Source organism: Paraburkholderia phenoliruptrix (assembly GCF_902859825.1).
In the GTDB taxonomy this organism is placed as follows: Bacteria; Pseudomonadota; Gammaproteobacteria; order Burkholderiales; family Burkholderiaceae; genus Paraburkholderia; species Paraburkholderia phenoliruptrix.
This window is the reverse complement of record NZ_CADIKB010000002.1, coordinates 15,064-38,003: the sequence shown is the minus strand read 5'-3', so window position 1 is coordinate 38,003 and position 22,940 is coordinate 15,064. Positions and strand designations below refer to the sequence as shown.

At 64.3% G+C, this 22,940-nt stretch carries 10 protein-coding genes and 1 tRNA gene; 6 read left to right on the top strand and 5 right to left on the bottom strand.

The annotated features are described in order from the left end of the window. Positions 1–19 precede the first annotated feature (19 nt). On the bottom strand, positions 20–280 hold the full coding sequence (locus HV711_RS02945) for a hypothetical protein (protein WP_013591030.1): 261 nt from the start codon (positions 278–280) through the stop codon (positions 20–22). Between the two features lie 355 nt (positions 281–635). Here HV711_RS02945 and HV711_RS02940 point away from each other — a divergent pair, with 355 nt between their 5' ends. From HV711_RS02940 to HV711_RS02930, 3 genes are all read left to right on the top strand, one after another. Further along, on the top strand, positions 636–1,199 hold the full coding sequence (locus tag HV711_RS02940; protein ID WP_035481495.1) for an Hsp20/alpha crystallin family protein: 564 nt from the start codon (positions 636–638) through the stop codon (positions 1,197–1,199). A gap of 77 nt (positions 1,200–1,276) precedes the next feature. Further along, a tRNA-Lys gene (locus tag HV711_RS02935) sits at positions 1,277–1,352 on the top strand. An 81-nt stretch (positions 1,353–1,433) separates the two neighbouring features. Beyond that, positions 1,434–2,192 carry an ABC transporter substrate-binding protein gene (locus tag HV711_RS02930; RefSeq protein WP_035481494.1) on the top strand — a complete coding sequence of 253 codons (759 nt, stop codon included), beginning with the start codon at positions 1,434–1,436 and terminating at the stop codon, positions 2,190–2,192. Between the two features lie 34 nt (positions 2,193–2,226). Here the strand turns inward: HV711_RS02930 and HV711_RS02925 are convergent, their stop codons facing one another. Continuing rightward, positions 2,227–3,627, bottom strand: coding sequence for a GGDEF domain-containing protein (locus tag HV711_RS02925; protein ID WP_035481552.1), 1,401 nt, complete (start codon positions 3,625–3,627; stop codon positions 2,227–2,229). Positions 3,628–4,072: 445 nt separating this feature from the next. On the opposite strand from HV711_RS02925, the gene HV711_RS02920 reads away from it, so the two are divergent. Beyond that, positions 4,073–7,525 carry a bifunctional diguanylate cyclase/phosphodiesterase gene (locus tag HV711_RS02920; protein WP_035481492.1) on the top strand — a complete coding sequence of 1,151 codons (3,453 nt, stop codon included), beginning with the start codon at positions 4,073–4,075 and terminating at the stop codon, positions 7,523–7,525. A gap of 75 nt (positions 7,526–7,600) precedes the next feature. Here the strand turns inward: HV711_RS02920 and HV711_RS02915 are convergent, their stop codons facing one another. The 3 genes from HV711_RS02915 to HV711_RS02905 all read right to left on the bottom strand — a co-directional run bounded on the left by HV711_RS02915 (position 7,601) and on the right by HV711_RS02905 (position 13,005). Then, positions 7,601–9,802: a TonB-dependent siderophore receptor gene (locus HV711_RS02915; RefSeq protein ID WP_254604740.1), complete on the bottom strand. Its 2,202-nt coding sequence runs from the start codon at positions 9,800–9,802 to the stop codon at positions 7,601–7,603. A 79-nt stretch (positions 9,803–9,881) separates the two neighbouring features. Then, positions 9,882–12,206, bottom strand: coding sequence for a sensor histidine kinase (locus HV711_RS02910; protein WP_035481489.1), 2,325 nt, complete (start codon positions 12,204–12,206; stop codon positions 9,882–9,884). Then, positions 12,196–13,005: a response regulator transcription factor gene (locus HV711_RS02905; RefSeq protein WP_035481486.1), complete on the bottom strand. Its 810-nt coding sequence runs from the start codon at positions 13,003–13,005 to the stop codon at positions 12,196–12,198. Before HV711_RS02905 ends, HV711_RS02910 begins: the two co-directional genes overlap by 11 nt. Positions 13,006–13,510: 505 nt before the next feature. On the opposite strand from HV711_RS02905, the gene HV711_RS02900 reads away from it, so the two are divergent. Together HV711_RS02900 and HV711_RS02895 are read left to right on the top strand one after the other, a co-directional pair. After that, a complete protein-coding gene (locus tag HV711_RS02900) occupies positions 13,511–15,622 on the top strand; it encodes a YadA family autotransporter adhesin (protein WP_035481485.1) in 2,112 nt (703 codons plus the stop codon). 1,070 nt (positions 15,623–16,692) lie between these two features. After that, complete coding sequence (locus tag HV711_RS02895; RefSeq protein WP_175144991.1) at positions 16,693–22,905, top strand: ESPR-type extended signal peptide-containing protein; 6,213 nt, start codon at positions 16,693–16,695, stop codon at positions 22,903–22,905. Positions 22,906–22,940: the final 35 nt, after the last annotated feature.

The window sequence follows — 22,940 nt, the reverse complement described above, 5'->3', positions numbered from 1 at the left end:
CAAGCCGCAGCGCCGCCCGTCAGTGCGGTTGCTCGATCATCAGATAGCGGATGACCAGCGCAGGATCGGCGATATCGAGAATCAGGCGCCGCAATATGCGCTTGCGCATGTGGTTTTCGTCCAGCATCCATGGACCGCCTGCATCGCTCAGATAACGGCACAGCGCTGCGCGCGTGTCGGCGTCCGAGGGCAGGTTCAGGCGAACGGCAAGCAGGCCGGCCACCACGTCGTCGAGTTCCAGCGTCAAGGGACGCGAGTCGATAGTGAGCGTCAGTTCCATAGCTATTCGAGGTGTTCGAATGTCATGCAACGCGGCCGCGGCACATGCAAAAAGCGGCTCCGCCGGCCGCGAACGCAATGACGCAGCCGTTGCCGGCACGCCGGCGGAAAACGAAATAAGGCCTCTGCCCGGCGACTTCAAGAGCCGATTGCGCAGTGCGCATGTAACAAAGCTTTTCTATGGATAGAGACGCGTTGGCGGTCTGCATCGCCTGCAAAAAGCGTACTTGAAATTCGTTCGGCGCCGACCTATTTTATTTTCGGCTCCGCAGTCGCGTTGCGACGCGCTGCGTGTTTCGCGAGGCGCGCGTCTGCACCGGTGTGCGGGTTTCGTATCGCACGCGAAGGAGGATACGATGAACACCGATCCGAGAAAGTGGAACCCTTTCAAGTTTCTTCGCGGCTCCGGCCGCAAGCTCGAGGCGGAGAGTGGGCACGACACCTCGGCGAACGAGCAGTGGCGGGCCGCGTGGCCTGACATTTCGCGGCTTTTTCCACGCGATCCGTGGCGCGCAGTGGAGGAGTTCTTTCACGATCCGTTTGCGGGCCGCGGCGCGCTCGAACGATGGTTCGGCGATTTCAGTTCGTCGCGCTTCCAGCCGCGTATCGACGTGGTCGATGAAGGCAAGGTGCTGCGCGTCACAGTCGAGTTGCCGGGCATGGCGCGCGAGGATCTGACCGTCAGTGTGGAAGACAGCGCGCTGGTATTGCGGGGCGAAAAAAAGCAGGACGTGCACAGCGAGGAGGACGGCTGTTACCGGCTCGAACGCGCATACGGAACGTTCGTGCGCACAATCCCGATGCCCGAGGAGGCGGACCCCGAGCGTGCACTGGCCAAATTCGACAAAGGCGTGCTAACTTTAACGGTACCCAAGCGGGAGCCGCTGCGGCCTGCTAGCCGGACGATCGAGATCGGCTAGCAGCGGCGGCATTCGCTTCGCCGTGGGCCTGTGGTCCCGTGGTCAATAGACGCTCCCGGTGACGGGCGCGCAGAGGCGGGTCGTTAGCTCAGCTGGTAGAGCAGCGGACTTTTAATCCGTTGGTCGGCGGTTCGAATCCGCCACGGCCTACCATCGAATTGCTTTGAGGAAGTCAGGCGGCGGCACGGTCGGCGGCCGGCTCATCCCACCACGAGCGGCCGCAACAAGCACATCATGAATATCGATCCAAGTGTCGTCTCCGCTTTCGCGCCCACGGGCAAGCTGCGTGCGTCGCTCAATCTCGGCAATCCGATCCTCGCGAACAAAGACCCGCAAACCGGCGAGCCCTTCGGCGTTTCCGTGGATCTCGCGCGTGCTTTGGCGAAGCAGCTCGGCGTGGAACTGGCGCTCGTGGTGTTCGACACGGCAGGCAAATCGGTGCAGGCGGTGAGCGAGGAGCGCGCCGACTGCGGCTTCTTCGCCGTCGATCCGTTGCGCGGCGAGACCATTGCCTTCACCGCGCCGTATGTGCTGATCGAAGGCTTTTACATGGTGCGCGACGAATCGCCGGTCCGCACGAACGAAGACGTCGATCAGCCGCACAACCGCGTCGCGGTCGGTAAAGGCAGTGCTTACGATCTCTTTCTCACCCGCGAGTTGAAAGCCGCGCAGATCGTGCGTGCACCCTCCTCGCCGACCGTCGTGCGAACCTTCCTCGAACAGGGCCTCGAAGTGGCAGCGGGCGTTAAGCAGCAACTCGAAGCCGATGCGCGAAGCACGCCGGGGCTGCGTCTGCTTGACGAGCGCTTCATGGTGATTCAACAGGCGATGGGCACGCCGAAAAGCCGCGGCGCAGCGGCAGCCGCCGTGCTGTGCATGTTCGTCGAGGAAATGAAGGCCTCGGGCTTCGTTGCCGATTCTCTCGAGCGGCATGGCATTGCGGGCGCGTCCGTGGCGCCCGCGGCCGGATTTCCAACGCGCTCAGCGGCCTGACGCCCGCGGGCGTCTCCTGTCATGCGTCTTGCTGTCACTCTGCATGGGCGGCCTGTTCGACGCGGCCGCGCCCCGCGGCTTTCGCGAGATAGAGCGCGTGATCGGCGGCACGCGTGAGCACCGTGGTCTCGGCGCCGGCATCGATAACACGGCTCGCGACGCCGACACTGATGGTGATCTTGCGAAAGGACGGTGAGCCTTCGTTAGGAATGCAGAGTGCCGCCACGGCGTCGCACATCCGCCGCGCGACGTGCGCCGCCGACGCGGCATTTGTGTCCGGCAACAGCACCACGAACTCTTCGCCGCCATAGCGCGCCACCAGATCGCTGCCGCGCCGCACGGCTCGAGCGAGACATTCGGCGACGAGCACGAGGCAGCGGTCGCCTTCCACATGACCATAGCGGTCGTTGAAGAGCTTGAAGAAGTCGATGTCGATCATCAGCAACGACAGTGTGGACCCGTCGTGCAACGCCCGTTGCCAGTGCGCCGTCAATGCGGCTTCGAATGCGCGGCGGTTGGCGACGCCCGTCAGCGGGTCCGTCGTGGCGAGCCGCTTCAGTTCGTCGAGTGCCGCCGCAAGGCGCGAATGAAGAAAGGTGTTCTCGACTAGCAGCAACAGCAGAACAAAGCTCGTCGCGCACATGCCGTAGATTCGCCCGACATAGAAGCCGAGGTCATAACGGCCCTCGTTGAACACGGCACTGAGCGCGACGTCGCAGATCCACGCGCATAGCACGACCATGAGCCATAGGTCGATGGTCGAGCGCGACTTTTGCCGATACAGCACCACCAGCGCGAGAAGACAGAGGCCCCACGTCGATCCCGCGACCCACTGCATTGCCGGCGCGTAGTGGTGGTTCTGCATGATGTGGGGCAGCAGCGATTCGCCCGCCGTCGCCAGCGCGACCATGGCCGCCGCCAGACCGAGCACGGCGCCCACTGTCAGCGCCAGCGTGCTTGCCGCGACGGACTTGCCTGTCATGCGCGCCTCTTTGCTGTCCTTCAGCAACGCATAGGCGATCACGAAGATCGGAAAGCCGGCGTGCCAGAACATGTAGATCCAGGCCGTGCTTTGCGGTCCCGCGTTCAGAAGCCCCGTCGGCGAAAACAGGCCGGGAAAGCTCAGCATATGAAGAAGCGCCATCGCCGACGTGTACAGATAGCCGCTCGCCAACGCGGCGAGCGCCCGCGAACGGGCGATGACCGACTGGCCGAACAGCAGCACGGCGGTAATCAGATCGTTGAGGACGAGCGCGGACTCATACACCGGGATAAAGGCCGGCACCTGGGCGAGCGGTATCTTCGCGAACGGCACGGCGGCCAGAAAGACCACTACCGACATCAGCGCAACCGCGCCGGGAAGCACACGCGCGCGTCGGCTCGAAGCCTGCGCGTGCGGCGAATCCGTTCGCGCATCGATGAGTTCAGTCGCCAAGCTTTGTTCCGCCGCCATTGTCAACAGTCCGGTCGTGTCATGAGGGATCGGCGCACAGTCGGGCCGCCCGAAAACGCGCAAGACGCAGACTATGAGAGATGTCGTGAACGGACGCAAGCCCGGCACGGTAAGCGCGATCAGAATCGGGTAAGGAAAGCCTGAACGCATGTTCGGCCACGCGCCGCTGCTCGGGCGTGTGGGCAAAGGGCGGCACGATTCCTCACGGCAAATTCAGGAAAACCTGACGGCATTTGTTGTCGACGGAATGTAAGACTTTGGCGCAACCGTGCCGTTAACACAGGTTGAATGGCTGGATTGCCGCGTGCCGGCGCGCCCCGAGGAAATGCGCTACCTCGCGGGCGGGCAGAACAAGGAAATGAACCATGAGTACGAATAGGGGAAAGCGCATGACCGGGAGCCCGTCCGCAACCATCGACATGTCATCATGAAGCTTCGCACGGTATTTCAGGCATGGAGGCGCAGGCGCGATGATGCGTCGCGCGCCTTGGCGCGCGAGCCGGCGGCGGACGGGTCGGGTCTTGAAGACATCAGGCGGCTTGAGACCGAGCTGGAACTCGAGGCGCAGCTCCATCAGGCCGTCGAGGCGTTGAACCGTTCGGAGCGCATTTTCCGCGCGGCTTTCGAGCATGCGCCGCTCGGGCTCGCGATCCACGACGGTACGCCCGGCGCGCGTCTGCTCGGCGTCAACGAGGCGTATTGCCGGATCGTCGGCGCGGCCCGCGATGAACTCATCGGCACCGAGGCCGGGCATCTGACGGCCGGCGACGATCCGCACGGCGGTTTCGAGCAGATCCGGCTGACGGCCCGCGAGCTGGGCGGGCGTCTCAGTCTCGTGAGGCGCCATCTGCGAAGCGACGGCAAGCCGCTCGACCTGCGCGTCCATGTATCGCTGCTCGAGGGCGCGCCAGATGCCGCGGACGTGTCGGCGGTGTCGGTCGTCCAGGACGTGACGGAGCTGCTGGAAACCCGCGACGCGCTCGCCGTGTCCGAAACGCGCGCGACGCTCGCCATCGAGAACGCCCAGATCGGCCTGTGGGACTGGGATATCGAATTGGACAGCGTGTTCTATTCGGACCGCATGCTCGAAATTCTCGGCGCCTCGCACGCCAATTTCACGCAGGCCGCGGACTGGCTCGCCCGTCTGCATCCCGATGACGTCGAGGCCTATCAGCGCGCGCAGACAGCTCACTTCGAGCGCCGCTCCGAACACTACGATTGCGAGCTGCGCGTGCGGCACGCCGACGGGCATTACAAATGGGTCAGCGACCGCGGCAAGGTGGTCCGTTGGAACGACGCCGGAAAGCCGCTGCGCATCATCGGCACGCTGATGGATATCGACACGCGCAAGCGCGCCGATCAGGCGCTGCGCGAGAGCGAGGCGAGATTCCGCGGCATCTTCGAGACGACGCGGCGCTTCATTGCCGTGCTCGACCCCGACGGCAGGCATGTCGCCGTCAATCCGGTGGCCCACGCATTCACGGGCCTGAGCGCCGGAGAAACACGCTCGCTGTACCTGTGGGAAGGTCATTGGTGGCTCGACGACAGCGACCGCGCGCGCGTCAGGGACGGCGTGCGTCGCGCGGCCTGCGGCGAGTATGTTCAGTTCGAGATCGGCCAGCGTGCCGCCGATGGACGCATCATGAGCACCGACATGTCGATGTGGCCGCTACGCGGCGAGAGCGGCGAGGTGGTGCGCATCTTCGCGGAGGCGCACGACATCACGTCGCTCAAGGACACGCAAGCCGCACTCGAAGATTCGCAGCGCTTCTTCCGCGCATCGTTCGAGAACACGCCGGTCGGATTCGCGATCGTGGTGGGCGAGGGCGTGATCGTCGACGCTAACAATGCAATGTGCGAGCTGCTGCGCTATGAGAAGGCCGACCTGATCGGCAGGTCGTTCCGGCAGATCACGGTGCACGACGACCCGACCCGGCCTTTATCGGCGATGCCCGATCGCGTCAAGTCGGGTAACGGGCGCGCGGTGATCGAGAAGCGCTACACGCGCGGCGACGGCGTCGTGATTCAGGTGCGCAGCCATCTCGTCGTCACGGCCTACGACGCCGAAGATCAGCCATCCGAAGCATTTTTAATGGTCGAGGACATCACCGAGCGCGTGCAGCGCGACGCCGCGCTGTACGAAGCGCAGGAACTCGCGCAGGTGACGCTGACCTCGCTCGCGGAAGGCGTGATCCGCACCGATCTGAACGGCGCGGTGACGCTGTGTAATGTGGCGGCCGCGAAGCTCATGGGCATGGAGATCGCGGACATCGTGGATAAGCCGATCGCATCGGTTCTGCGGCTGCTTGAAATCGGCACCGCCAGGGCGCTGCCGTGCCCGGCGGTATCGGTGCTCGCGTCGGGCGAACCGGTGCGCATCGACGATTTTGTCGGCCTGCAGGCCCGCGGTCGGCAAAGACGCGTCGTGACCATCTCCTGTTCTCCGCTTCATGCGATGGACGGCAAGATTCTCGGCACCGTCACCGTGCTGCAGGACGCCGAAAAGGTGCATGCGTTGACTGAAGCGCTGGCCACCCAAGCCATGCAGGAGGAACTCACGGGACTGCTCAATCGACGCGGCTTCATGCGGCGGCTCGAACAGGCCGTCGGCGGCGCGGGCCGGCACGACGAGACACTTTGTCTGCTATATGTCGATCTCGACCGGTTCAAGGTTGTCAACGACGCATGCGGCCATGACGCGGGCGACCGGCTGCTCGCCGAAGTTGCCCATTTGCTGCGCCAGCATGCGCGCTTGGCGGATACGGTGAGCCGGCTCGGCGGCGACGAGTTCGTGCTGCTGTTGCATGACGTCGACGAAGAGCAGGCGCTCGCCGTCGCGAACCGCATCGTCACTGCGTTGAACGCCTATCGGTTTGTCCACGACGGGCGGCTCTTTGTGCCCGGAGCGAGTGTCGGCCTGGCGAGTGTGCTTGCAGGAACCGCGAGCGCCGCAGCGTGTCTGGCATGGGCCGACGCCGCCTGCCGCGCCGCGAAACGCGAGGGCCGCGATCGCGTCTGCGTTTATCGGCCCGACGCGGCATCCATTGTCGACGCGCGCCTGACGACCGGATGGTCGTACCGCATCCAGGAGGGCCTCGAGAACGGCTATTTCAAGCTGTTTTTGCAGAAGATCGTATCGGCGGACGGCGAGATATTCGGTTATGAGGCATTGGCGCGGTTCGTGGATTCGTCCGGCGAACCCGTCGGTCCTCATATGTTTTTGTCGGCCGCCAAGCGTTTCGATCTGATGACGAGGATCGACCAGATGATCTTCAATCAGGCGCTGCCATTGCTGTATGGCCTGCGCGTCAAGCATCGGGGCACGCCATGCCCGTATCTGTCGGTCAATCTCGGCGCGCGGTCGATTGCGGATCCGCTGTTTCGCAACTGGCTAATCGAGCGGCTGTCCGATAATCTCGACGTGGCGGCGATGCTGTGGATCGAGATTACCGAACTCGAGGAAATCAACTGGACGGAAGAGGAGCTGGCCTTCGTTGCCATGGTCAGATCATACGGTGTGCGAATTTATCTCGACGATTTCGGCACCGGCTACAACTCGTTCGATGTGCTCAAGCGGATCGCGGTGGACGGCATCAAGATCGATCGCTCGGTGACGTCCGACATCGTCTCCGGTCCGATCAGCCAGGCACTGGTGAAGGCGGCAGTCTCCATTTCCGCCGACATGGCGATCGACCTCGTGGCCGAGGGTATCGAAAATCACGCGACGTTGCAGTTTCTGCGCCGGCTCGGCGTGTCCAAGTTCCAGGGGTATTTCTTTCATCGCCCGGAACCCGCGGCGCATGCGATCCGCGGCGGCAGGCAAGGCGCGGCGCGAACCCCGAGTGTCGAGGCGAGCCCGGCCAGCGTTGCGCGGATGTGACGCGGCCGCTGCGTCAGGTGTTGCAGCACATCCGCCAAAAGAGTGCCGGGACTGCCGGCAGCTCGCATGGCGTCCTCACCAGTTGTATCTGGCGCTGGCCAGCACAGTGCGCTCGTTGCCGAACACACAGACAGCGTACGATTGGCAGCCGCTCACATAGCGACGGTCGAACAGGTTCGCCGCGTTCAGTGCGAGACGCCAGTTGCGGGTGTCGTAGTGCAGCGCGGCGTCGTACACCGTGTAGCTCGCGATTCTCAGCGAGTTGTCGGGCGCGCCGGCCAGCGCGCTCTGATAGCGGATGCCCGCGCCCATGCCGAAGCCCGCTAACGCGCCCGTATGCCATGTCCAGTCGGTCCACAGCGACGCCATCTGACGCGGACGCGGAACGTCGACCGGCCAATGGTTTAGCGACGCGTCGTTGGCCTTGATGTTCTTCACGTCCTGATAGACGTACGACGCGATGATGGACAGATCGCGCGTTATATTGCCCACAGCGTTCAGCTCGACGCCGCGCGAACGCACCTCGCCCGTCTGCACGAACGAGGTGCCGGTCGGATCCAGATTCGCCGGGGCCGGCGTGACGACGTTCGTCTGATGGATCTCGTAGACGGCGGCGCTCAGCAGCACATTCCTGGCAGCAGGCTGCCAGCGCACACCGGCCTCGATCTGGCGGCCGCGCGTCGGTTTGGGCAGACCGCCCCCGTTCATGTTGACGCCGATGACCGGATTGAACGAAGTCGAATAGCTGACGTAGGGCGATAGCCCATAGTCGCCCTGATAGGTGAGCCCGACCCGGCCCGAGAACGCGCTGTTGGTCTGTTTGATCCGCGTGCCGGTCTGACGGTTGTCCTCGTGCATGTCGACCCAATCCTCGCGGCCGCCGAGCGTCATGGTCCATCGCCCCGCCTTGATCTGATCCTGCGCGTAGGTGGCGAATGTGTTCATCGCCGTATAGGTGTCGGTGTGGCCGAACGACGTGCGGCCCGAAAAGATTGCGGTGCTAACCGGCGTATAGACCGGGTTGTAAAGATCGAGGTACGGCGCCTGGGCGAGCCACACGCTTTCGGTCGTCGTCTGCCTGTTGTACTGAAAGCCGAGCAGCAGCGTGTGCTCCAGTGGCCCTGTGCCGAAGCGCGCTTGCGCGTGGTTGTCCACGTCGAAACGGCTGTAGTTCATCTGGAACAAGCCTGCATAGCGCGTCATGTCGGTCATGCTGTGCGGTGCAAACCCAGCGCCGAAGACCGACCCGTCGTCGCCGGAAAGATGCATCCAGCGCAGGTTCTGATGCAGCGTCCAGATCGAATCCAGGTCATGAGAAAACTGGTAGCCGACCGACTGCTGCTTCTTCTGATAGTGATTGAACGCCGGATCGCCCATATAGACGTCCGGTGACAATGGGCCGTTCGGATTCGGCAAGACGGTGCCCTGCGCCGGCAAGAAGTTATATGAAATGTCGCCGCGGTCTTGCAGGTACGTCGCGGTGAGTGTCAGCGAGGTGCTTGCGTTCGGCCGCCAGCGAAACGACGGCGCGAGCGCCACACGCTGGTCCATGTTCGGCCCGGTCAGTGCGTTGCCGTCGCGCGCCACGCCGAGAAAGCGATAGGCGTATTTGCCGTCGGCGTCGAGCGTGTCGCCGAGATCGATCATCGTTTGCTTGCGCGCGTAGTTGCCGAGTTGCACGCCGATTTCGCGCACGCGCGTGCCGTCGGCTTGCGCCGTCTGCACGTCGACCATCGCGCCCGGGTCGCCGGCGCCGTACAGTACCGAGGTCGGCCCGCGCAGCACGGTGGCACTGTCGATCATATAAGGGTCGACGCGCCAGGCGGCGAGGGCCGCGGTATTCGGCGTCTGCAATCCGTCGACGAACAACGTCGGCGTGAAGCCGCGCAGTGCCGCATACCAGTCCGTGCGCGCATCCGACCCGAAGGACGAGAAGCCAGGTATGTAGCGCAGCGCCTGGTTGATGTCGGTCGCGCCCGTCATCTCGATCTGCTCCGCGGTGACGACGTTGATCGTTTGAGGAATCTCAGCGATCGGCGTGTCTGTTTTGGTGCCGGTTCGGCTACGTTTGCCGACGAGTCCGACCGACGACTCATTGCGCGGGTCTTTCACCGTGATCGCAGGCAGCGAGATGCCGGGCGTCGCGTCAATTTGCGCGGTCGCGTCTTGTGCCGATTGCGTCGCCTGTGCGTGCGCATGGCCGGCGGCCGCGGCGAGCACCATGCCCTTCATCGCGGTCATGATGGCATGGCGGCCCGCGCGCCTTGCCCGGAACATTCCACCTGTCATCAATTGCCCAGGGTTCTGCGGGCGCGGGTGTTCATTGTTTAAACGCAATAAGGCCATGTGCTCGCTTTCATGAGACGTTGGTGGTGTCGTGCGGTGTGAGGGCGAGCGCTTCGACACCTGCGAAGTCCAGCGCTTCCACGCAATGACGAACTGCAGTGAGAAACGCCGCGCATGACGGGTGAAGCACGAGCATGTTCCCGATCCATTGTTCGATGTCAGTAAGGCGCCCGTCTTTTGCGAGCACGGCCAATTGCCGGCGATCGCTATCAGGAGGAACGGCGTCGGCACGCCGCCGCCCGATGTGAAGCCGCGGCGATGCAGCTCCGCTCGATGAATACGGTACGACGTTCAGCGGCGAAGCCTCCCAATCGTCGGCAATGGCAACGACGAGTTCAAACGAGAATGACGTTCCATCACGCGGTGCGCTCGCCACGCGCAACTCGCCGCCCATGGTGTTGACAATGCGCTGTGCGATATAAAGGCCAAGCCCTGTGCTGCCGTTCACGCTCTGTATCTGGCGAAAGGCGGTGAACAGTTTGGACTGCTCTTCGAGTTCGATACCGATGCCGGTATCCGCGACCTCGAAGCCCATGTGCCAGTGCCGGCCACGTCGGCGCGCTCTGACTGTCATCATGACGGTGCCGTCGCGCGTGAACTTCGAGGCATTGGATAAGAGATTCAGCAGTACCTGTTGCAAGCGGCGGCCGTCGATCGTCAACTGGCGGGGCAACGAGGTCAATGCCTGATAGTGGAACTGGTTGTTCAATTGCGCGCACAGCGCTACCGCGTACTCGGCGATGTCATCCAGCAGCGAAGGCAGGTCGGTTTCGGTCGGCGCGATGTCCAGCGGTTGCAATTCGGCCTTCGCATAGCCGATCAGCTCGTCGATCAGACCGAGCTGGTAATTCACACTGCGCTCGATTGCGTGGATCAACGTACTTTGCTTCGAATCCGCCGCATTAAGCAGCAGCCGTGCATAGCTGGAAATAGTGGCGAGCGGCGCGCGAAGGTCGTGACTGACATAGCCAAGCGTTTCGATCTTTTGCTGGTTTCTCTCTTCCGCGTAAAGCAGCGCTTCATTGAGTTCCAGTGTGCGCCGCTCGACTTGCTCGCGGAGCCGGTCGTGCTCGGTTCTCTGCCAATCGGCAAGTTCGGCTCTGGCCGCGAGGCGCTGTTTGCCGACGTGGTTGATCCATGCCGCCAGCACGATCAGGTGAGTGGCGAGCCCAATTACCGAGACGACCGGGTTCGGATGAATATCGGACTTCAACCAGGTGAGACCCGGCGGCAATGAGCCGAGTGTTTCGAGCATGCGCAATGCGAAATTGAATAGCGCGAAGATCACTGCCAGCAGCATGATGCGCGCAGTCGGCGTCGAGCGCCGGGCGAGCGTTGCAGCCACACCGATCTGGACGATGCCGAAAACGGCGTTGCCGTACATGCCGAGTTGAACGAAGACGAACAGATTGCCGAATGCCGCTCCCGCGGCTGCGATGCACTCGAACAACGCGAAGCTCAACAGAATGTAGCGCGCCGGCAGATTCGCTTTTTCATTGCTTGCCATGCGCAGGATGAACACGATGAACAGGAAAACGGCGGTGCAGCCGAACACCGTCACACTTCTGGCGTTCCAGTCGGTTGCATGCGGCCAGAAGTATATTTTTGTGTACCCGCGATCTGCCGCGTCGAACAGCGCGGTCATGAAGCACATGGCCGCCAGCACGAGAAACGAGCCGCTGCGCGAAAAGTAGGCGATCAGTAACGCACACCACGCCAATGCCAAAGTCCCGCCGATCAATCCGCCATCCCACAGCGCGGCGCGTTTTTCGAGTGCGTCGAACGCCGCCGTCGAATAAAGCATGGGTTCCAGCGCGAGCGCGGTATCGCTCGTTACGCGGATGAGAACAGGCAACTGTTCACCCGGCGCAAGCGTGAACTCCATTTGCGGATAGCGCGATAAAACTTGCGAGGAGGCTGCATCGTCCGGACTTGAATTGGAAGGGGTCCAATTACCGCTGCGCTTCACGTAAAAGTCCACGTGTTCGAGGCGCGCGTCGAGAAGCGCGAGAACGAGCGGCACGGCTGTCAGGCCGCGGTTGCTAGCGTCCACGCGCAGCCACCAGACAGAGCGAGTGAAGCCCGGTTTTAAGCGCTTGTCGTCCAGAGTAACGAAGCCGTGCGGGTTGTGTTCAGAGAGGGCGGCAATGTCCTGCAATGGCAGCTTGCCGCTGACATCTTCGAATGCCTGTATTGGGCCCAACGCGAGCGCGTGTTGTTGGTCGCCGCTTGTCGGGCTGAGGCCGGCGCCGAACGCATGCGTGCTCCACCACATGAAGCACATGAACAGGACGCGCTGCCACAGGGCTGCACGCATGGTGAAGTCAGTCTGCATCGGCGGCTGGCTGGTTCGGGTCTGCGGCGCCTTGAATGCGATGTTCGTCGCGATACGCCGACGGCGTTACCTCGAATCGCTCGCGAAATGCCGTGGCGAAATTCGCGGCGCTGGAAAAGCCAATCTCTTCAGCGATGCTCGCAATGCTCAAAGGCGTCGTGCTCAAGAGCGTTTGCGCGACCCGCAGGCGCTCTTCCCGAAGGTACTCGAACACCGTTTGGCCGAGGTTCTCGCGAAAGGCGCGCGACAGGCGCTTTTCATTCGTTCCCAGCAAACGCGCGAGATGCTCGACCGTCGGCGGATCGTTCAGTCTTTGCGACAGATGCTGGATGGCGGCGCGAACAAGTACGCCGTTGCCGGTGGTGTCGACGGCGAACCCGTAGTCCTGAACTTCCCGCTGGCCGCCTGCACGCGTAAGGTGCACGCGAATGCGCGCGAGCACCTCGGCGGCATCGAATGGCTTTAACACATAGTCGACTGCGCCGATCTCCAGTCCGTTCAGACGCTCGTCCAGATCGCCGGCCACCGTGAGGAAAATGACGGGAATCGCGGACGTGCGAGGGTCCGCGGCCAGAAGCCGGCAAGCCGCGAAGCCATCCATGCGCGGCATGCGCACGTCCATCAGAATCAGATCGGGCGAAATGGCGAGCGCCCGTTCATACGCCTGCGATCCGTCGAATCCCACGCTGATCCGGCATCCGGCATGTCGTAGAACGTCAATTAACAATCGAAGCTGGTCCGGCTGATCGTCCACAACAAGAAGATGGGCACCTGCGAGGGCGGTATTCAGAGGCGGCATCGTTAAAGGGGACACACCTTGCGGGTGACGTTCTCGGGGTTGATTGACGACCACATAGTGGGTTGAGCGTCGGCGGATATCGGCTCAGAGACCCAACAGCGGCGGGAAGAATAACAGATACATATTTCGTGCTGAGTTTTGCGGCCTGGCGAGGTTCGTTGCGAACGACGCCGATTCGCTTCGCATGAGAACTCGCGAGGGATGGCGTTAGACGACCAGGTTCATGGCGGATGAAGAAAGAATTTTCTCTCCAGCAAAGCAATTTGCCGCTCGCGCAAACGAGTAGGCGAATTGCGCTACCCATAATTCCGCTGACGCTTACACGGCATTTCCAGAAGTTTCATGGGATGTCGCTGATAAGGAATGGTTCCGATCTGCGGCGCTTCAGGCGGCGGACGCGGGCCATCGGAGGCGCGGGCATACGAGGTTGTTGCCATAGACGCCGCCGCGGAGAGAGCGAAAGGAAATCCTTTTGTCCACTAGAGAAGTCAGAACGGAAAACGCAATGAACATGAGCCGACACAGGGTGGTTTCGAATCGAGGGTTTGGCGCGTTGGAAACCGCGGCAGACATGCACTGCGGAGTGCAAGGCGGCGCGGTGCAAATGGGAGGTCGACGGGCCGGCACTCCGGCGAAGTCGAAAGCTGCGCTGGCAGTTCTCACAGCGTTGATGCTGTCGGCGGGATATGCACACGCGGATAACCTTGCGGTCGGTGGCGAAAACGCCGGTCAGACTGCAACCGTCGGGGGCGCAACGGCGCCTACCGCGAGCACGGGCGGAGTGTTCCCTGCGGTCGCCGGTGCGGACGGATCAAGCCAGAATACGGCTGTCGGCATCAATGTGTCCGCGCAAGGCGGTGCCGCGACGGCGGTGGGCGATACGGTCACGGCGAATGGCGCGAATGCTACGGCGGTCGGCGCAAATTCGGTCGCAAATGGCGCGAGAGCAGTCGCGTTCGGCGGTGGGGCAACCACGACGACCGGCGACGCGACTGCAATCGGTGCTCTTGCACACACGACTTCTGAATTCTCGACGGCGGTCGGTACCAATAGTTCAGCCGCCGGCGGAACGGCGGTGGGTTTCCAGGCGAGTGCGAACGCATCTGACGCTACGGCAGTCGGCGTCGATTCCGTTGCATCGGGTATCGGCAGTGTGTCGATTTCGCGCGCACAGGCAACTGCGCAGAACGCCATCGCGATTGGTGAGAATGCCGCGGCAACTGCTGCTAACTCTGTAGCCTTAGGGGCTGCTGCAGTCGCCAACGGCACGAACAATATCGCAATTGGTAACGGCAGTTCTGCTTCCGGTTTCGGCGCGATCGCACAAGGCGCCGGGGCTGTCGCCAATGGCGGAGCGGGCAGCGTCGCCATTGCAATTGGACAGAACGCGATTGCAACGTCGTCGGGCGCACCTGCCTCGCCGGTTGCCATCGGCGTAGCGGCGCAGGCGGTCAACGGTGAAGCCGTCGCCATCGGAAATAGCGCCTTTGCACAAGGCAACGGTTCCATTTCCATGGGCGTCAGCGCCAACGCTGCCGTGGCGGGTACGGTCGCACTTGGCGGTCTCTCGCAGGCGACCGGCGCGAACTCTATAGCGATCGGCAACGCGGCTGTGGCTTCGACTGCGGAATCGACCGCGCTCGGTTCCGGCGCGGTCACGCGCGCCGCATCGAACGTAAATAGCGTCACGCTGAATGGAGTGACGTTCGGTGGCTTCGCCGGCTCGACGCCGCTCGGCGTGGTGAGTATCGGCGCCGTCGGTCAGGAGCACCAGTTGCAAAACGTCGCCGCGGGTCAGATCAGCGCGACCAGCACGGACGCCGTGAACGGCTCGCAGCTTTTCTCGGTGGCCTCGCAGGTTGCGGCGCTCTCCAATAACCTCACGTCGCTCACCACCACCGTCAACACGCTTTCGACCACCGGCTCGACCGGCACCACGGCTGATCCCACCGGCACTGCAGTGGGCACGAACTCGGTCGTGTCCGTGCAGAACGGCACCGCCATCGGCACCGGTTCGAATGTTTCGGGCAACGATGGAACGGCGATCGGCACGAACTCGACTGTCACGGCTGCGCGTACAACGGCCATTGGCACAGGTTCCAAAGTCACGGCGACGAATGGAACCGCAATCGGCGACGGCGCCAGTGTCACTGGCGCGAACGGAACGGCAGTGGGCACGAACTCTCAGGTCACCGCGAACAATTCGGTTGCCCTGGGTGCAAATTCAGTCGCAGACCGGGACAACACGGTTTCGGTCGGTGCACCGGGTGCTGAGCGTCAGATCACCAACGTTGCGGACGGTACGGCTCCGACCGACGCTGTGAACGTGCGTCAATTGAATAGCGCAGTGAACAGCGTTCGCGACGACATGCAGAAGTATCGCCGCGACGCGAACGCCGGCTCGGCGAGCGCCATTGCAATGGCCAACCTGCCGCAGGCCGTGTTGCCCGGTGAGAAGGTCGTCGCCATGGGTGCCGGAACCTACGGCGGACAGAGCGCGATGGCCGTCGGGCTTTCTATCGCGACCGCTAAATGGATGGTCAAAGGCTCGGTGACGACGGGCGTGTCCGGCCACGGCTCCGTGGGCGCGGGCGCCGGCGTGGGCTATCGCTGGTAAGTCAGAACCAGCTTTGAGCATGGCATGACGCCACCGCGATGTCTCGCGTTATGCGGGCATCGCGGTGTACTCCTTTACGCATCATGGCCATTTCCGTCAATTCAACGCGCCACCTATCCGCGCAAGCATGCTGTAAAAAATACTGATTGTTCGTCGCTCGAAATAGCGACAAAAAAGTATTAATCCACCTCTGCCATTTAGCGGGGAAATGCATTAAAAAATGCATACGGACCGAATGGCACCTTGTAAGGTGACCGTTGGCGCGTTAGCAATCCCGTACTCGCGCGTCGCACTCTCCCGGCTCACCGTGAGGGTTCTCTCCCAATTCCACCCCGCCATGCATAACTGCGAGACAGTTTCGTGAATGAGCCCCAATTGCGACCGCTTCTTTAATTGTCAAATCTTGCAATACCCCGAAATAGTCGCAGGCTTTCCGTGGACAAATAAAAAGTCTTATGAGAAAGTGGCCATGAGCACGCATCTTTCCCTTTCTTACGCAACACCTCGGGAGAGGCACCACATCTAACCCGGGCAGGTTGAAGCTCGTCTCACATAGTGCTCATTCATTTGATTAAAACAGCGCTTGCGCGTGGCAAAAGACATCAAGCCATTAAGCGCCGGCGAAACGAAATGATGCGACATCAGGGGCAGGCAACCATGAGTATCCGAGGCGAAAAGAGTCCGGGCACATGCTCGGTAAAAAAACAATATCAAGGCCGACAGTTGGCGCTTCTCCGCCCAATCGCAGCCGCTATGCCGTGTCCGTTCGGGCCTTCCTAACGCGGCAGATTATTCATCGTCTCAGCGGTCAGCTCGTCAGAAAGCCGGCTCTCCGACTGAAGTCTGCATTTCCTTTCTGCACACGAACCGGATGTGTGCGCAGCGTTCTTCGCTCGCATTCGCGGCTCGTCGTTCACCAAGGTCATAAGCGACTTCGGGAACCCCGGCGCTAAGGCAACGCGCCACTGCAGACGTTTTAAGCACAGTAAATAGGCATCCTAAGCAACAGGAGGCGGGCGCACGCCTGTGCTTACGAGCATCGCGTTTCAATTATTCAGAGAGACAACGACATGAACAGGGCATATCGGACCATCTGGAACAAGGCGCTGGGTGCATTCGTCGCGGCGTCGGAGTTGGATACGTCGCGCGGCAAGGGAAAATCAGGGGCGGCTGCCTCGGTCCGCGATGGACGCCACGGTGAACGAGGCGAGTGCGAGCCGCGCGGGGCGAATCCTCGCGTGCTCACCATGTTGCTCGCCATGGGCGTAGGCGGATGGAGCACGCAGGCGCTGGCGCAGGCGAGTTGCTCGACGGCGCCCTACAACTTTTATAGCGGCAGCACCACGTGCGTGGGCTACATGTCCGCGGCGACTGGGGGCGGCGCCACTGCCGTGGGCTATGGCGCGAGCAGTACGGGGCTTAACGCAATATCGTTCGGCTTCCAGGCCATTGCATCGACGACCAACGCCATTTACATGGGCGCGCGCACTGCTCCTGGCACGGGCGCGACCGCGGAGTCCGCCATCGGCATTGGTACGGATGTGACGGCCAGCGGAAACGGGGCTATCGGTATCGGCGTTGATGCGGTTTCCAGCGGCAACCTGTCGACCGCGGTCGGGCCGACGGCGAAGGCCACGGGAGACAACGGTGTCGCGATGGGCGCCAGTTCGAGCGCCGCCGCCTCGGGCGCGGTGGCAGTGGGCGGCGGCGCGGTCGGCTCGCAAACAAACGGTGTCGCGGTGGGTTCGGGAGCGAGTGCCACAGGTGTGAATGCGCTGTATCTCGGCGCGCGCACTGCCGCCGGCACGGGATCGAGCGGACAGTCGTCCATTGCCATCGGCACGGACGTGACGTCGACCGGCGACTATGCTGCCGCGTTTGGTTATCAGGCGGTGGGCAGCGGAGCCGCCGCCGTTGCGCTTGGCTATATCGCCAACGGCTCGGGGACGCATTCCATCGCCGTCGGCTTTCAGTCCATCGCCAGCGGGCTCAATGCCGTGTATCTGGGCGCGCGCACCGTCGCGGGCACTGGCGCAACGGCGGCGGGAGCCGTCGGCATCGGCACGGACGTGCGCGCGTCCGGTGCGTCGTCGCTGGCGGCCGGCACGGTGGCCTCGGCCACTGCGCAGAACGCAGTGGCGCTGGGAGCGGGAGCAACTGCCTCGGGACTCAATTCGCTCGGCATGATGAACGGCTCGAGCGCGAGCGGTGCCAATGCAATCGCTCTCGGCGGGGCCGATTCAGTCGCGGAAGGCGGCGCGTCCGCGCCCGCAGCCGTCGGCGGCGCCGCGGCTTCGGGTATTCGCGCGGTGGCGATCGGCTCCGGCGCGAGCTCGGGCGGCGCGTCGTCGATTGCGATTGGCGATTCAGCCGCCACGGGCGCGAATGCGAACGCCATCGCGATGGGGACGAATGCAACGGCGTCGGCAAGCAGCGCGGTTGCGTTGGGCAACCAGGCAGCCGCGAGCAGCGGCAATGCGACGGCGATCGGCTTTACGTCGCAGGCGCTCGCTGCGTCGACGGTGGCTATCGGCGACAGCAACAAGGTCGCGGGGACCGCCGGTGCCGGTTCGATTGCCGGTGGTCACAGTTCTCAGGTGTTGAGCGGGACCGGCGCGGTCGCGCTCGGTCAGGCGCAGACAGTGAGCGGCAACGGCGCGGTCGCCATCGGCGATCCGAATAGCGCGACGGGCAACGGCGCAATCGCGGTGGGCGCGGACAACACGGCAACCGGCAACGGCGCGGTCGCGCAAGGCAACGGCAACACGGCGAGCGGCCAGGGCGCGGTTGCGCTCGGCAACGCGAGCAACGCAACGGGCGCGAGCGCCCTCGCGCTCGGCGATTCGGCCGTGGCGAACCTGGGCGGCGCGATTGCGTTGGGCGCGGGCGCATCGGCGACCAATGCAAACGCCGTGGCGCTCGGCGCCGGCAGCACGACCGCAGCGCCCGTCGATACGGCGAGCGTGACCGTGGGCGGCGTCACGCGCGCCGTGCAAGGCACGACGCCCGGCAGCACCGTGAGCATCGGCTCGGTGGGCAATGAGCGCACGCTCACGAATCTCGCCGCGGGACGCGTGAGCGCGACGAGCACGGACGCAGTGAACGGCAGCGAACTGTACGCGACCAACCAGGCGGTCGACAGCCTGACGAGCGGCAGCGTCGGCCCCTTCGTGTCCAACAACTCGGTCACGTCGACGCAGCCGGTTTCCTCCGGTGCCAATGCGGCAGCGGGCGGCTTCGGCGCTTCGGCGAGCGGCGCGGCTTCGCTCGTCGTCGGCAATCAGTCCACGGATAACGGCGTGGCGAATTCCACCGTGCTTGGCCAGGGCGCGAGCATCGCAAGCGGCGTCAGCGGTTCGAATGTGGCGCTGGGTCAGGGGTCGACGGTCACGTCCGCCGCGGTGCCGACCGGTAGCGGCACCATCAACGGCACGAGTGTCATTTACGCAGGCGGTGCGCCCGCGGGCGTGGTCAGCGTCGGCACCGCGGCGGCGCCCCGTCAGCTGACCAATGTGGCGGCTGGACGCGTGAGCGCGTCGAGCACGGACGCCGTGAACGGCTCGCAGCTTTTCGCCGCGGATACCGCCATCAACACGATCGGCGGCCAGGTGACGAACCTCGGCAACAGCGTGGCGTCGAGCCTCGGCGGTGGCACCACGTACAACAGCACGACCGGCGCGCTGACCACGAGCCTCAGCTATGGCGGCAACACCTATAGCTCGGTGCAGAATCTCATCACGGCTATCACCGGCGGCGGCAGCGCGCCCGGCATCAAGTATTTCCACGCGAACTCGACGGCGCCCGACAGCCAGGCGCTCGGAACCGACAGCGTCGCGATAGGCCCGAACGCGGTCGCCAACAACACGGGCGATGTCGCACTCGGCTCGGGCTCGCAGACAGGCGCCGCCGCGCCGACCGGCAGCGCCACGATCAACGGCACGGTGTACAGCTTCGCAGGCGCGAATCCAACGAGCGTCGTCAGCGTGGGCGCGGCGGGCGCCGAGCGGCAAATCCAGAACGTCGCGGCGGGCAGCTTGAGCGGGAGCAGCACGGACGCCGTGAACGGCTCGCAGCTCTACCAGACGAACCAGGCGGTAGACAGCCTCGCGACCACGGTCGCCGCCGACAAGACGCACTACTACAGCGTCAACGACGGTGGCACTCAAGGCGGCAACTACAACAACGACGGCGCGACAGGGCTCAACGCCCTCGCGGCGGGCGTGGCGGCCACGGCGAGTGGCGCAAGCAGCTTTGCCGGCGGCAATGGCGCGGCGGCGCTTGCGAACAACGCGGTGGCGCTGGGCGCGTCGTCGAGCGCATCGATAGCGGGCGGCGTCGCGATTGGCTCGGGTTCCGTGTCGGACCGCGCAGTGCTGTCGGGTGTGGGCTCGATTGCCAACGGCACGCACTCGATTCCGTTCAACACCGCGGACCAGACGCTGCTCGGCGCGGTGTCGTTCGGCAGCGCAAGCGGCAACACGTATCGTCAGTTGACGAATGTCGCCGACGGTACGCAGGCACACGATGCGGTCACCATCCGTCAATTGCAGGGCGCGTTGTCGTCCTTTGCAGTGACCGGGCAGCTGTACTTCCACGCGAACTCGACGGCGGCGGATTCACTGGCGGTCGGCGCGGAGTCCATTGCGGTTGGCCCAACCACCGTCGTCAACGGCGACAACGGCGTGGGCATGGGCAACGGCGCCATTGTCGACTCCACTGCGCCGGGCGGCGTTGCCATTGGCCAGGCGGCGAGCTCGGCGCAGGCCGACGCGATTGCGCTCGGCAGCGGCTCGGTGGCGAGCGGCGCGCAGTCGATTGCTCAGGGCGCGAATGCGAGCGCGGCGAATGCGGGTTCCGTCGCCATTGGCTCGGCCTCGCACAGCAGTGCAATCGACGCGCTCGCGCTGGGCGCCGGCGCGAGCGCCACCTTCGCGAACAGTGTGGCGCTCGGCGCCGGATCGCTAACCGGCGCGCCCACGCCGACCGCCAGCACGACGATCAATGGCACGGTCTACGGCTTTGCGGGCACCAATCCGACCAGCGTGGTGAGCGTGGGCACGGCGGGCGCCGAGCGGCAGCTCCAGAACGTGGCCGCCGGCAGCCTGAGCGCGACCAGTACGGACGCCGTGAACGGCTCGCAGCTGTACCAGAGCAACCAGGCTATCGACGCGCTGGCCACCACCGTCGCCGCGGACAGGACACACTACTACAGCGTCAACGACGGGGGCACGCAAGGCGGCAACTACAACAACGACGGTGCAACCGGCACGAACGCACTGGCCGCAGGCGTCGGCGCGACGGCCACGGGCGCCGGCAGCACGGCGCTCGGCCAGGGCGCGTCCGCGAACAATGCGAACGACGTGGCGCTCGGCAGCGGCTCGACGAGCGCCGCCGCCGTGGCGACTACGGGTGACACCATCAACGGCACGGCTTACTCCTATGCCGGCACGTCGCCGACGAGCACGGTCAGTGTCGGCAGCGTCGGTCACGAGCGCACGGTGACCAACGTGGCTGCGGGCCGCGTGAGCGGGAGCAGCACGGACGCCGTGAACGGCTCGCAGCTCTACGCGACCGACCAGGCAGTCGACAACCTCGCCAGCGTGGTGACGGCAAACGCCAAGCACTACTACAGCGTCAACGACGGCGGCACTCAAGGCGGCAACTACAACAACGACGGCGCGACAGGGCTCAACGCCCTGGCGGCGGGCGTGGCGGCCACGGCGAGCGGCGCAAGCAGCTTTGCCGGCGGCAATGGCGCGGCGGCGCTTGCGAACAACGCGGTGGCGCTGGGCGCGTCGTCGAGCGCATCGGTGGCGGGCGGCGTCGCGATTGGCTCGGGTTCCGTGTCGGACCGCGCAGTGCTGTCGGGTGTGGGCTCGATTGCCAACGGCACGCACTCGATTCCGTTCAACACCGCGGACCAGACGCTGCTCGGCGCGGTGTCGTTCGGCAGCGCAAGCGGCAACACGTATCGTCAGTTGACGAATGTCGCCGACGGTACGCAGGCACACGATGCGGTCACCATCCGTCAATTGCAGGGCGCGTTGTCGTCCTTTGCAGTGACCGGGCAGCTGTACTTCCACGCGAACTCGACGGCGGCGGATTCACTGGCGGTCGGCGCGGAGTCCATTGCGGTTGGCCCAACCACCGTCGTCAACGGCGACAACGGCGTGGGCATGGGCAACGGCGCCATTGTCGACTCCACTGCGCCGGGCGGCGTTGCCATTGGCCAGGCGGCGAGCTCGGCGCAGGCCGACGCGATTGCGCTCGGCAGCGGCTCGGTGGCGAGCGGCGCGCAGTCGATTGCTCAGGGCGCGAATGCGAGCGCGGCGAATGCGGGTTCCGTCGCCATTGGCTCGGCCTCGCACAGCAGTGCAATCGACGCGCTCGCGCTGGGCGCCGGCGCGAGCGCCACCTTCGCGAACAGTGTGGCGCTCGGCGCCGGATCCGTGACGACGGTCGGCGCGTTGAGCAATTACATCGCGTATGGGCTGAGCAGTCCGCAGTCGTCGGCGGGCGAGGTGAACATCGGCAACCGGCAGATCACGGGCCTTGCTGCGGGCAAAGCGGGCACGGACGCCGTGAACGTATCGCAGCTCGATGCAGTGGCAAGCCGCCTGACCACGCTCATCAACCAGCAGACGGTCAACAACGGCGGCAGCTTCTCGTCGTCGCCCGGCACGCCGACGCCGCCGACGCCCTCGGGGTCGAACTCGTCGGCGGGTGGCCAGGGCGCCGTGGCGTCCGGTACGAACAGCTCGGCGGTCGGTAATGGGTCGACCGCGTCGGGCGCCGGCTCGACCGCGGTGGGCGCAGGCGCAACGTCGACGGGCGCCGGGTCCACCGCGCTCGGCACGGACAGTAACGACGGCGGCCGCGCGAATGTCGTGGCAGTCGGCTCCGCGGGGACGAACCGGCAGGTCATCAACGTTGCGGCCGGCACCGCGCCGACGGATGCCGTCAACGTCCAGCAGCTGAACGCCGCGCTTTCCCAGGCCAACGCTTACACGGACGCACGCATGAACGAGTTGCAGAACGGCATCAACTCGACGGCGCGCAACGCGTACTCGGGCATCGCGGCAGCAACCGCGCTCACGATGATTCCGGAAGTCGACAAGGACAAGACGCTGTCGCTCGGTATCGGCACGGCGGGTTTCCGCGGCTATCAGGCGGTGGCGATTGGCGGCACGGCTCGCCTCACCGAGAACCTGAAGATGAAGGCCGGCGTCGGCATGAGTCCCGGCGGCACCACGGTCGGCGTCGGCGCGGCCATGCAATGGTAAGTCGTGAAGGCGGGGCCGCTGCGGCGCGCCCTGCG